Consider the following 12,961-nt stretch of genomic DNA (forward strand, 5'->3'; position numbering starts at 1 on the left):
CGAAAGGTTCGTGTCCCCTTCACACCAGGGTGCGCGGGACGTTTTGCGCGAGCCCGCCCAGCAGGCCCTCCAGCGCTTCGCGGCGGACCGGCCGTGGCAACGACGGCGCCTCGCCGGCCGCATCGCCCAGCACGACGTACCGCTGAACGCGCCCTTTCCCGGGCTTCGTCTGCAGGCTCCGCCACCAGGCTTCGTCGACGAGGGCGAGGGCAAAGTCGCCGGCGTGACGCGCCGCATCGAAGGCCTCCAGGTCCTCCGCCAACTCGAACAGGACGCCGCTTTCAGAAAGAAAACGCTCCAGGATGCGGCGTTCGATCGTGTTCGGGCTGCCCAGCAGGATCCGCGGAGGTTCGGGGGGCGCCGTCAGCGCCTCCTTCAACGCCGCAAGCAGCCGGGTGGACTTCACCGGCCGAGACACCAGGACAGCCCCGGGGAGTGCCGGCCGGGGCGTGGCGGGCCCGGTCAAGACGATCACCGGCGCACCGATCCGTAGCGCCTGGCTGTCGGATCCAGATAGCGACCGCTCGTCGATCACCACCGCGTCGGCCCATCCCGGATCCACAGCAGGCAGCGCCTCTTCCACGGACGCCGCGGCGACCAGTTCACAGCCATAGGCCCGAAGACAACACGCCACGGCTTCGCGGCCGGCCGGGTGCGGCACGATCACGACGATCCGGCGGGCGTTCAACGCCGCGCGGAGCTGTTCTTCCCCGGCGTCACCCCCCGGAAGCGCCGGCGCCTCGACGGTGAAGGTGAAGGTGGCCCCCTGGCCTTTCACGCTCGATACGCCGATCTCGCCGCCCATCAATTCGACCAGCCGCCGCGATATCGCCAACCCCAGGCCCGTCCCTCCGTACATCCGCGTCGTCGATGAATCGACCTGATTGAAGGCCTGGAAGAGATGGCCGATCCGATCTTCCGGGATGCCGATGCCGGAGTCGATCACCTGGAAACGCAGCATCCGGGGATTCTCCTTTTCGGGCTCGACCCGGAGCTGAACGGAGCCCCTGGAGGTGAATTTGATGGCGTTCGAGAATAGATTGATCACGACCTGCCGGAGCCGCATCGCATCCACCATCACCCTGCGCGGCGTGGCCGGGTCGATCCATACGATGAGCTCCAGCCCTTTTTCGACCACGCGATGCGTAATCGTGTCCATCGACGCCTCGACGACTTCGAGCAAATCCGCCTCGTGCGGATCGATCTCGATCTTGCCGGCTTCGATCTTCGAAAAGTCCAGGATGTCGTTGATGATGGCAAGCAGCGCATGCCCCGATGCCGTCATCGTGGCGACATAGTCGCGTTGCTCCTCATCCAGTTCAGTGCTTTCGAGCAGACTGGCCATCCCGATGACGCCGTTCATGGGGGTGCGTATTTCATGGCTCATCGTGGCCAGGAAGGCGCTCTTGGCGATGCTCGCCTGTTCCGCGGCGAACTTTAGCTCCTGCATGTTGTCGAGCTGTTGTCGTATCGTCCGCGTCTGTACGGCGATCCGCTCATGCAGCGTGCCCGACCATACGAGCACCAGGGCGATGAACACCATGAGCGCTATGGCGCCGCCGAGGATACGGTCCCGCGTCCACCAGCTTCCCGCCTCGACGACCACGACATCGGAGGCTGTCCGCAACGTGAGGGTCAATGGGCGAACGGTCGGCTGTTCGTCGAACCGGGGCAAAAACGTGAGTTCGGCGATGCCCGTGAGTTGTACGCGGCTTCCAGGTCGGAGTCCGTCCAGGTCCGCTGCCGAGGGATCGATCAACCGGGCATCCGCCATGGTGTCGCCCGCCCTGACAACGAGCGACGCGCCGCCCTGACCGACGATGGCGCTTTCCAGCACGGCTTCGATGCGCACGAGGTTACTGTGTACGATGGACTCAAGCGGCTCCTCCAGGGATACGGATCGAGGAACAGGCGCCCTGGCTGCAGCGCCATGGTTGATCAGGTGTCCCTCGACCAGATAGGGTGCGATGCGTCCCTTGCGCGCTATGCCGACTACCTCGACATATTCCCCGACCTGCACCACCGACGTATTCCACGCATTCGGCTCCACCCTCATGCCGCCGTGTTCATCCTGCACATAATAGACGCCTTCGGCTGTCCGGTGCGTCACAACGCCTTCGATGCGCCGAAACAGGGCGGTCGCCGTATCCACATAGCGTCCGACATCGTGTATATCCGACAGCGGCACCTGGGACAGATCTTGAAAACCCGGATGCACGATGTCGATGGTATGCCAGCCCGGGATATACAGGACGATTCCGGTAAGCTGCCGCTCTTCGTTGAAGAGCCCGCCGGCCACCGCGCGGATCCGCACGTGCGCCCCCAGCAGGGCATCGGGAACCACACGGTCGTTGACATTGCCGATGATCATTTCCTGCCCGAGAGCCAGCCGAAGCAGCGTACCCTGAAACTGGGTGCTCAGCACGGTGTCCGGATTGACGTAGATGCTGGCGACGACGGCCTCCACCTCCACCATCCGGGAATCCTCCAGGCCGGCGAAGAGAAACAGATTGGGGCGATCCGACGGCTCGGGCAATCTCCCGGGCCCCACGACGTCGATCCGGCTTCCAATCGCCACCTGTGGCGTGAACCAGCCGGCATCGGTCTTTCCCGTAACCACCACGCGGCTCCCGACGTTCGGCATCCGATTGGGACTTTCGAGAAAGATCCCGTCCGTCTCGTCCTGCACGAAACAGTACCAGCTATCGCGTGCGCCGCAAAACGTGACGACGCCCTCCAGGCGGATCGGCCGTCCGGTGGCCGCCTCGTCCATGGAAAGCGCATGGATGGCCGCGGCGGTCGTCAGCGCGCGCGATGCGTCCTGATCCTGCGCCAGCGCGACGCAACATGCCTGCCACGCCAGAATACATACGAAAAGGGTGCAATGTGCACGCATTGCAGGATGTCGTTCGGATGAGACTTGCGCCCCTTGTATCGTCCTGCCCTGCCCCAACTATACCCGATCCCCACGCCTCACCCGGGCCACGCTTCCATGCCCAACGATCCCAGGCGTTCGATTTCAAGAAGGCGATTGTATTTGGATAGTCGTTCCGACTGCGTGATCGAGCCGATCTTGATCTGATTTCCTGCCCATCCGACGGCCAGGTCGGCCAACCAGTTGTCTTCCGTTTCGCCGCTGCGGGCGCTGACCGTCACCTGCCAGCCGGCTTCGCGGGCGAGCCGGCGCGCCTCGGCCGCTTCGGTGAGGGTCCCGATCTGGTTCACTTTCAGCAGCAAGGTGTCGGCTGCACCGATGGCGATAGCGCGGGCGATGCGGGTCGGGTTGGTGCACAGCAGATCGTCCCCCACCGTTCGCGCCCGATGCCGGAGCCGATCGTGCAATAACGGCCAACTTGACCAGTCCTCTTCGGCCAGCCCGTCCTCGACGCTGACGATGGGATAGGCATCCACCCAGCCGGCCACGGTCTCGATCATCGCGTCGCTGTCCCGCGGCGCCCCGCCGAGCGCGTACCGGCCATCCGCATAAAAATGGCTCGCCGCCACGTCGATGGCCAGCGCCATATCGGCGCCCGGACGCAGACCGGCGGCCTCGATGGCCTCCACTGCCATGTCAAACATCGCCTCGGCGCCGGGAAACGGCGGCGCGAGCCCGCCCTCGTCGGCGCGGAGGAGCCGGTAGCCGTAACGCGCCTTCGCCAGCCGCGCCGCCGCCTGGTAGACGGCGTAGGTCATCGCCAGCCCGTCGTCGATGCTCCCGGCGCTCACCGGCACCACCAGCGTATCCTGGATGGGCACCTGGCCGCCGGCGTGCAATCCCCCGCTGAACAGGTTGATGGTCAGCCGCGGCAGCGCCGGCTCGCTCCCTGCGCGGTCGGCCAGATGGACGAACAGCGGCAGCCGGCGCTCGGCGGCCTCGGCCCGGCAGAAAGCGATGGATACGGCGAGTAGCGCGTTCGCCCCAAGGCGCCCCTTGTTCGGCGTGCCGTCCAGCGCGATGAGGCGCGTGTCGAGATCAGCCTGATCGGCCAGCTCGTGCCCTATGAGCGCGCCGGCGAGGTCGGTGTCGATGTGAAGCGCCGCCTGCCGGCACCCGAGACCGCCATACCGCGACGGGTCGCCGTCCCGCCATTCATGGGCTTCCGCGGCGCCGCTCGACGCGCCGGAAGGCACCGAGGCCTGCCCCACCGCCCCGCTCGCTAGCACGCAGCGCGCGCTGACCGTCGGCCGGCCGCGGCTGTCCAGAATTTCGAACCCTTCCAGTTGCTGAATTACGGGCATGGCGTCATCTGCGCTAACATGAGGTCGATCAAGGCATCGATACGGGCGGGCGGGTCCTGCATCACCCCGACCACCGCGGCGCGCTGGTTCACGCGTTCGCGGTCCGACAGGTATTCGAGCGGCGACCGCCCGACGACCCGCGCCAGCAGGCAACCGAGGGTATGGCGGACGGCGCGGGACTCGACCCCGTCGTACCCGTCCTTGCCGCTCACCTCCGCGTGGTATCGGCGCCAGAACCGACGGGCCGCTTCGCCGAACGCCGCGCGATGCGGCTCCAGGTGACGCGCCTTGCTCAGAAGGTGCGTGAGCGCAAAGCCCACATCGAAGGCGGGGTCGCCGACATGGATGACCTCATGGTCGAGCAGGATGAGCCGGCCGGCGTGGACCAGCACGTTTTTGGGGCTGTAGTCGCCATGCACCACCGTCAGCGCCGTGCGCCGCGTGTCCTGCATCAACGACGCGAGAAACGCCGCGGACTCCGGGACACGCTCCGCCGACGCCCCGTAATAGGGCTCGAGCCGGAGCGTTTCAAAAAAAGATCGATCGCGGAGCATCCCATCGCCCGGGTAGGCGGCTTCATCGAACCGGGCGTGCAGGCATCCGAGGATGCGCCCGAACTGATCGACGAGGTCCAGATCTACCTGGCCGGCGAGCAGCAAGTCCTTCCAGTTGCGGTGGGGCTCGGGCGCCGCCGCCATGGCGAGGACGTGATGCGCGGGGTCGTCAAAAAGAAACGGCAGGATGACACCCGCCGGCGCCAGGCCGGCCAGAACGCGCATCCCTTCCGCCTCCCGGTGGATGCGGGCCGGATCGCTGAACCAGTCGTCCTTCACCCGGAGCTTCGGGAGCGCCTGCTTGAGGACCCAGTGGGCTCCATCGGGGCGTTCCACCCAGACGGTTTTGTTCGAGACCCCGCCGGCGAGCGTCCGCACACGGAACGGCGCGCCGGCCGCCGCGTCCCCACGGGCCCGCAGATACGCCGCCAGCTGATCCGGATCCTCGATATCCATCGGGTCAGACCTTGATCGCCTTGAACCGTGCGGCCTGGTTCTCGATCGCCACCTCCGTCGCCAGCCGTTCCACACTGGATGCGCCAAAAAACCCTTCGACGCCGGTCGTCCGGTCCAGCACGTACTGCACGTCTTCCGGCTCCCCGAGCGGCCCGCCATGACAGAGGACGATGATGTCCGGGCGCAGCGCCTTGGCGCGGTCGCACATCTCCTGGATGCGCACCACGGCTTCATCCAGCGACGGGGCGGTCGTCTTCACGCCGATCGACCCCTTCACCGTCGTGTTCATGTGGGTCACGAGCACGTCGGCGCCGGCGTCGACCATCTTCTCCACCTGCTCCACGTCGAACACATACGGACAGGTCAACAGCTCCATGTCGTGCGCGATCCGCACCATCTCGACCTCAAGGTCGTAGCTCATCCCCGTCTCCTCCAGGATCTGGCGAAAATTGCCGTCGATCACGCCGACGGTCGGGAAATTCTGCACGCCATCGAAGCCCATCTCCTTGATCTGCTTCAGAAAGACCGGCATCATCCGGAACGGATCCGTGCCGTTCACGCCGGCGAGCACCGGGGTGTTTTTGACCACGGGGAGCACCTCGCCGGCCATATCCACCACGATCGCGTTGGCATCGCCATACGCCAGAATGCCGGCCGCCGACCCGCGTCCCGCCATCCGGTACCGGCCCGAATTGTAGATGATGATGAGATCCACACCGCCGCGCTCCGCGAACTTCGCGGAGATGCCGGTGCCGGCGCCCGTTCCAATGATTGGCCGCCCGGAGGCCACCTCATGCCGCAGCCGGCGGAGACATTCGTTGTAGGGGATGAAAGGCATAGGAGAGGGTAAGGGTGAGGGGTTGAACGTGAAAATCTGAAATCGCTAATCGCTAATCTTCAAGCTCTTCGACGGTCCAGGGCTGGGTGCGGTCGGCGGTGGCGGCGCGTATGGCGGCGACTTCGGCGGGGGTGATCCGGGCGGCGTCGTTGCTCCAGGACGAGCGAATATAGCTCAGCACGGCGGCGATTTCTTCGTCGTCGAGCAGATTGCGCCATCCGGGCATGACGCCGTTGTAGGTCGTCCCGTCCACCACGACTTCGCCCACGAGTCCGTGCAACACGATGCGGACGAGCCGTTCCGGTTCGCCCTGCACCCAGGGGGCGCCATCGAGTGGCGGTGCCGTGTCGGGCGTGCCGGTGCCGTCCTGGTGGCAGTCCATGCAGTTGTGCATATAGACTTCCTCCCCATCGGGCGCCACGTGCCCGGCGTCGCGCGGATGCACGGCGCTCATCCCGACCAGCAGCGCGGCGCCGGCGGCGGCGAGGCCGGCGACCGTACACCGTACCAAGAGTGTGTTCATCATACCAGGTAGTTACAGATTTTCAGCACCATAGCCTCAGGTCTTCCGATGCAGGATACTGGGATGCAGGATACTGGGATGCAGGATACTGGGATGCAGGATCAAACGCACGGTTCTTCGGAAATCATCCTGCATCCTGCATCCCGCATCTTGTATCCCGTATCCCGCATCCATTGGTCGCCTCGCAAACGCGCGTAAGGTTGTATCAGGAGGCGTGAAGCCGCGCCAGCAGCTCGTCCGCCAGGGCCTCCGCAAAGACGGGGTCGTTGATATGGACATCTAGCTCGCGGAGCGCGACGTGCGGCAGCACGCCGGCCCGGAGCGCATCGAACAGGGCGGCGTCGGCCGCGGGGTCGTAAAACGGCTGCCCCGGCGCATCGATCGTGCTGACGCCGCGCAGCGGCAGCATCAGGCAGACTGGCCCCGCCGCCGCATTGAGTTTGTTCGCGATGACCTCCCCCAGCCGGCGGTTTTCTTCCGGCGTCGTCCGCATCAGGGTCACGTTCGGGTTGTGCACGTAGAGCGTGCGGTCGCGAAACCGATCCGGCACGGTCGCCCTGGCGTGGAAATTTACCATATCCAGCGCGCCTACGCTCACGACCTGCGGGATGCCGGCCTGGCCGGCGGCGTCGAGACGCTCCGGGCCGGCGGACAACATCCCGCCCACCAGCTCGTCGCACCACTCGGTGGTGGTGACGTCGGCGACGCCGGCGATAAACCCGTCGCGGATCAGACTCTCCATGGCGCGTCCGCCCGAGCCGTTGGCGTGAAACACGAGCACCTCGTAGCCCTCCCGTTCGAGCCGCTGGCGTAGCGCCGTCACGCAGGGTGTCGTAACGCCGAACATCGAGGCGGCGATGAGCGGGCGGTCGTCGCCCGGCGGCAGGGCCTGACGCACCATCCCCGAGATGGCGCCGGCGGCGTTGGCCAGTACGCGGCGCGAGATCCGGTTGATGCCGGCGATATCCACCACCGAATACATCAGGGTAACGTCCTTGATGTCGATGTAGGGGCGGACGTCCGCCGCGACGACGGTGGAGACCATCAGCTTGGGCACGCCGACGGGCAGCGCGCGCATGGCGGCCGTGGCGATGTTCGTTCCGCCGCCGCCGCCGAGCCCCAACACGCCGTCGATCCGCCCCGCCTCGAAGAGGTCGAGCGTCAGCCGGCGCACGCCGCGGAGCATGACCTCGATCGCGCGCCCCCGGTCGCCCTCGGCGCGCAGCGCCTCGAGGGCGGTCCCCCCCGCCTCGGCGACGGCGGCCGCCGGGATGTCGGGGGCAAACGCCGGCTCATCCATCACGCCGGCATCCATCACCAGCGTCCGGCAGCCGTTCGCATGGATCAGTTCCTGCACAAACGCGAACTCGTCGCCTTTGGTGTCGAGCGTTCCGATGAGGAGGACGGTGGGCATGCCGGCGCTGGCGCGTTCAATGCGGTTGATAGACGGGGCGGGCGTCGGGATCAGTTTCCGGGCGCCGCGGCGCCGCCGATCTTTTCGCTCAGCGCGCGGAGCTGCTCGCGGGCGGCATCCGACCAGCCTTCCATCATGCGGTCGTTGATCTGGATGCGTGGCATCGCGCCTTCCGGGACGTTTTTCGTCATGCCGGCGAGCACCTCCGCCGCCAGGTCCGGGTCGAGCCGCTTCAGGGCCATCAGCGCCGAGGCCAGACCGGCCGGCGACTCGCCGGCGGCGTGATGCACGGCCACGCGCGCCAGCGCCTGGGCCTGCCGCGTGCCCGCGTCGCCAGCGAGGGCCGGCAGTCCGTCGGCCGCCAGCGCCGCGAAGAACGCGTCCGCATGCCGCGCCGCCGCGATGGCGAGGGCGTCGGGCAGCCAGGCGTCGTCCATGTTTTCCGGGCGCCCCATGGCCTGGAGGATCGGCCGGCCGGCGGCTTCCGAGGCCGGCACCTCCGCCAGAGCCAGCAGCGCCGCCTTGCGCACCTGGGCATCCGGATCCGTGAGGAGCGGGAGGACGCGCCCGGTCAGTTCATCCGTCCGCGGCGCGGTCATGAGCGCGGCGCGCCGCACGCCGGCGGAGGGATGGCTCAGGGCGCCCAGCGCGGCATCCGTCGCGGCCGGCGTCCGCCCGTCGAGGGCGCCGAGACCGTGGAGCGTCCACAACGCGTGGATGGCGCCGACGTTGAGCCCGAGGGCATCGACGGAGGGATCGCGCACGAGGGCGTAGAGCTGCGGCGCCACGTCGGTCCGGCCGCGCTCCACCAGGAGCCGCTGCGCGTGCATACGCCAGAGCTGGTTTTCGTGGCGGAGGGTGGCGACGAGCTGCTCCGGCGTGGCGGTGTCGAGCCGGATGGGGGTGTACGCCGGCGCATCCTTCCAGCGAATCCGGTAGATCCTCCCTCGCTCGCGGTCGCGGAGCGGGGTGACGTAGGCGTTGTTCTTGCCGGCCTCCCAGTGTTCGCGGAACGGCCCCAGATTGTGCTGCGGGATGTAGTTGTACCAGTCGATCATCCAGAGCGCCCCGTCCGGCCCGACCTCGGCCTGGATCGGGATGGTCCACTCGTCCATGCTGCCGAGCAGGTTGTACTGGTTGAGGGCCTTGAAATCCGCCCCGTCGGCCTCCAGCGCGAACTGGCCCAGCGTGTGGGTGGTGGGCTCGCTCACGAACGCCATGCGGTTCCAGTACAGGGGCGGGAAGCTGCGCGCCGTGTACAGGCCGTGGCCGGCGGCGCCGGTGTAATGGCCCTTGTGATCCCCCTGCCGGGTGCGCGTCGTCACGGGGAAGACGCGCCGGTCTTCCGCGATCGAACCGAGGCGCTCGGGCTCCCAGCCGCGCGTCGCCCGGTAATAACGCTCGGGGATCGGCATGTAGACGCTGGGGTTGTTGTTCGCGGTGGAGGCAAAGGCAAAGCCCTCCTCGCTAAAGCCGAAGCCCCAGGTATTGTTATTGGTGCTGCGCAGATAATCCAGCTCCGAGCCGTCGGGTTTGAAGCGATAGAAGCCCTGCCGGAACCGGAGCGAATCTGCACCGACCTTCCCCTCAAAGCCGGAATAGCCGAGCACGCCCCAGATCCAGTTGTCAAAGCCCCATTTCAGGTTGTTCGGGCCGGCGTGGGTGTCGAAGGTCCCCCATCCAGAGAACAGCGTCTGGCGCACGTCGGCGACGTCGTCTCCGTCGGTATCTTTCAGAAACACCGTATGCGGCGCCTGGGTGACGACGATGCCGCCGTTGGCGAACACAAAGCTGGTGGGGATGCTGAGCTGCTGCGCGAAGATCGTGCTTTTGTCGGCGCGCCCGTCCCCGTCGGTATCTTCCAGAATCTTGATGCGATCGTTGCCGCGCCCTTCCTCCTCGTAGAGGTCGTTGGGGTAGTCGACGGTTTCGAGCACCCAGAGCCGGCCGCGCTCGTCCCAGTTCATCGCGATCGGCTTCTGGATCATGGGCTCGGCGGCGAAGAGCTCGACCTCGAACGCCGGCGAGACCACCATCAACCGCTCGGAGGCGGCCGGGTCGAGCGGCAGCTGCATGTCGCGCGGTTTCTGCTCGTTTTCAAGCGTGGAGTTGAATTCGAGGGACGGGAGCGCTGCGGTCACGTACGCGAACGGCAGTGGCGCGGGGTCGTGGTCGACGGCCCAGTCGCCGGCCGCCCATCGGATGCCGCGCTCGAGCAGCAGCTGGAATCCCGGATTGCCCCAGGTGCGCTCGTCGTGCCCCCAGGCCGTGTAAAACACCCGGCCCTGCCCCTGCGTCCGCACCCACGTCCAGGGCTCGCGGTGATCGCCCTCCACCCGGTAGGACAGCACGGTTTTGTCCGGATTGTGGCGCTTGTGAACGTACGTCTCGTCCCAGCTCTCAAAGTTCGGGACGCCCCGCATCGCGGGATGATCGGGAAGCACGTCGTCCGTCCGGAAGGTATCGGTCTTGTGGCTCTCGAAGGCGCCGCCGACGAGGTCGATGAAAGCGTCCGACGTGCGGAAGTTGCCGGCGGCGCTGTGGATCGGCACGAAGCCCCCGCCCTGCTCGACGAACGCCACGAGCGCGCGTTCGGCCTCCGCCGGCATGTCGCCCTCGTAGTTGGCGTAGAGGGCGACCACGTCGTAGTGCGCCAGATTCCCCGCGTTCAGGTCGCGCAGGTCGTCGGTGTAGGTCAGAAAGATGCTGCGCGAGGCGAGGTGCGGGAGGACCTGCAGCATCCGGTCGGACGGCGCATGGTGCCCGTGATCCCCTACAAACAGCACGTGCAGAGGAAAATCGCGCGCCGGCGCCGGCGCGGCCGGCGTCTTGAGCTCGGCGGCAGACTGGCAGCCGCCCATGGCGACGAGGAGCAGGAACGCGAGACGAGTGATGGCGCGCATGATGGAGACGGTGTTGCCGGTTGAGGATGGAGGGGTGGGACCACACCGGAGAATACGAGCCGGCTGGCGTGCAAGGCAAGTCGAGCGCAAATCAGTATCTTCCGGCCAGTCCATCACCACCGGATCTTCGCCATGCTGAACTATATCTGGGGCGGTCTCATCATCCTGAGCCTGGTCTTCGCGCTGGTCGTCGATGTCGGCGAGTTGTCGCGCGACACCTATCGCAACGGAGAGCCGCTCCCTGTCACGGTCATCTATACGGACGGCTACCGTCCGGCAACCCGCCGCGCGCCGGTTGAAGTCCGCATCGCGGCCGATATCGCGCGCGAGCGCTACGGGATCGAATCCGGTCTCGCCGCTTCGTACACCGGCGTCGTCATCAGCACAGCCGAGGGCCGGCAGCTGCAGTTCGGCAAGGACGTCGCCCTGCCGGAGCCGCTGAGCACGATCCGGAGCGTCACGTCCCCGCGCGACAACGACTTGCGCGGCGTGCTGGAGTCCGGCGCCGCCGGCGATACGCTCACCGCCACGGTGGCCTTCGCGCCCGTGCGTTTTGTGCGGATGCAGCGCATCACCGCGGCCGCGCTGGATTTCGCCGAGACCGCCGTCACCCTGGCGCTGGGGCTGGTCGGGGTGCTGGCGTTGTGGATGGGGCTGCTGCGCATCGCCGAGACGTCCGGCATGATGCACGGCCTCGTGCGTTTCACGCAGCCGCTGTTCCGCCGGCTTTTCCCCGACATCCCGAAAGACCATCCCGCGCTCGGACTCATCGTTCTGAACCTGACCGCCAACGTGCTCGGCCTCGGCAATGCCGCCACGCCACTGGGGATCAAGGCGATGGAATCCCTCCAGGAGCTCAACCCGCAAAAAGACACGGCTACGAACGCCATGGTGATGCTGCTGGCGATGAACACGGCCAGCGTGCAGATCGTGCCGCCGGCGCTGCTGGTGGCCATCATGGGGCTGCAGGTGAACCAGCTCTTTTTCTCGATCCTGATCACCACGACCCTCTCGCTGATCATCGCCGTCGTCTCCGCCCGGCTGCTTGGCCGGTCGCGGCGGTACCGCGTGTCCGACCCGCTCGCCGGCGCCGATCTCCACGAATAACCACCCACCTGGCACGCCATGGACGTCTTTCGCTCAATCATCGATCTCGTTTCTGTTTTTGTGCTGCCCGCGATCATCGTCGGCTTTCCGCTCTACGGCCTCATCAAGCGCGTACCCGTTTATGAGGAATTCGTCGAGGGCGCGAAGGAAGGATTCGGCGTGGCGGTCAAGATCATCCCTTATCTGGTCGCCATCCTGTTTGCGATCGGCATGTTTCGCGCATCGGGAGCGCTCGATTTCCTCATCCAAGGGTTGCGGCCGCTGATGAGCCTGCTGGGCGTGCCGGCGGAGGTGCTGCCCATGGCGATCATCCGCCCCCTGACGGGTTCGGGCTCGGCCGCCATCGTTGCGGACATGATCCAGCAGTACGGGGAGGATTCGCTCCTGGTGAAGATGGCCGCCACGATGTTCGGGTCGACCGAAACGACCTTTTATGTCATCGCGGTCTACTTCGGGGCCGTCCAGGTCAAAAAAACGCGGCATGCCGTGCCGGCCGGCCTCATTGCCGACATCAGCGCGATGCTGATCGCGGTGTACGTCGTGCGGTGGCTCTTCGGGTGAGACGCCCGGCGCTTCGATCTGAGACTGGATCTGAGGGGCGGCGTATCAAACGTGGACGACGATCACGTGCTACCGTCGAATTTGAAGCAGAAAACGGGATTGGCCCGGCGATGCAGGCCGGCGCCCGAGTTGGCACGCTTTTCGTAAAGCCCTTTCTCAGCCAGAGTTTATTTCTCCTTTAGCAGAAGCCCGATCCCGTAAGATCGGGCTTCTGCTTTTTTATGCGCTTTTCCAGAACGACCCCGGTTACAAGAAACGACACAGGGCGGCCCCGGAGTACCGGAGCCGCCCTGTTGTATTGAGGCAATTCAGTTTCCGATCGTGTCGCGGCGCGCGGCGGTCAGGCCCCGCCCCGGGCACGTCCGG

9 protein-coding genes are annotated in these 12,961 nt (G+C 66.5%); 2 read left to right on the forward strand and 7 right to left on the reverse strand.

Annotation, left to right across the window (positions count from 1 at the left end; translation table 11 throughout):
- Positions 1-19 precede the first annotated feature (19 nt).
- The 7 genes from R2834_12495 to R2834_12525 all read right to left on the reverse strand — a co-directional run bounded on the left by R2834_12495 (position 20) and on the right by R2834_12525 (position 10,927).
- Positions 20-2,896, reverse strand: a complete 2,877-nt coding sequence (locus R2834_12495; protein MEZ4701147.1) for an ATP-binding protein — start codon at positions 2,894-2,896, stop codon at positions 20-22.
- Positions 2,897-2,973: 77 nt separating this feature from the next.
- Positions 2,974-4,239, reverse strand: coding sequence for a phosphopyruvate hydratase (gene eno / locus R2834_12500; GenBank protein ID MEZ4701148.1), 1,266 nt, complete (start codon positions 4,237-4,239; stop codon positions 2,974-2,976).
- A complete protein-coding gene (locus R2834_12505; GenBank protein MEZ4701149.1) occupies positions 4,230-5,249 on the reverse strand; it encodes an aminoglycoside phosphotransferase family protein in 1,020 nt (339 codons plus the stop codon). Before R2834_12505 ends, eno begins: the two co-directional genes overlap by 10 nt.
- A 4-nt stretch (positions 5,250-5,253) precedes the next feature.
- Positions 5,254-6,087, reverse strand: coding sequence for a phosphoenolpyruvate hydrolase family protein (locus tag R2834_12510; protein MEZ4701150.1), 834 nt, complete (start codon positions 6,085-6,087; stop codon positions 5,254-5,256).
- 52 nt (positions 6,088-6,139) lie between these two features.
- On the reverse strand, positions 6,140-6,610 hold the full coding sequence (locus R2834_12515; GenBank protein ID MEZ4701151.1) for a cytochrome c: 471 nt from the start codon (positions 6,608-6,610) through the stop codon (positions 6,140-6,142).
- A gap of 205 nt (positions 6,611-6,815) precedes the next feature.
- On the reverse strand, positions 6,816-8,024 hold the full coding sequence (locus R2834_12520) for a Tm-1-like ATP-binding domain-containing protein (protein ID MEZ4701152.1): 1,209 nt from the start codon (positions 8,022-8,024) through the stop codon (positions 6,816-6,818).
- A 50-nt stretch (positions 8,025-8,074) separates the two neighbouring features.
- Positions 8,075-10,927, reverse strand: a complete 2,853-nt coding sequence (locus tag R2834_12525; GenBank protein MEZ4701153.1) for a ThuA domain-containing protein — start codon at positions 10,925-10,927, stop codon at positions 8,075-8,077.
- Between the two features lie 132 nt (positions 10,928-11,059).
- On the opposite strand from R2834_12525, the gene R2834_12530 reads away from it, so the two are divergent.
- Both R2834_12530 and R2834_12535 read left to right on the forward strand, forming a co-directional pair.
- A complete protein-coding gene (locus R2834_12530; protein ID MEZ4701154.1) occupies positions 11,060-12,034 on the forward strand; it encodes a nucleoside recognition domain-containing protein in 975 nt (324 codons plus the stop codon).
- 18 nt (positions 12,035-12,052) lie between these two features.
- On the forward strand, positions 12,053-12,595 hold the full coding sequence (locus tag R2834_12535) for a spore maturation protein (protein ID MEZ4701155.1): 543 nt from the start codon (positions 12,053-12,055) through the stop codon (positions 12,593-12,595).
- Positions 12,596-12,961 lie beyond the last annotated feature (366 nt).

It is taken from the genome of Rhodothermales bacterium, assembly GCA_041391505.1.
Lineage (GTDB): Bacteria > Bacteroidota > Rhodothermia > Rhodothermales > JAHQVL01 > JAWKNW01.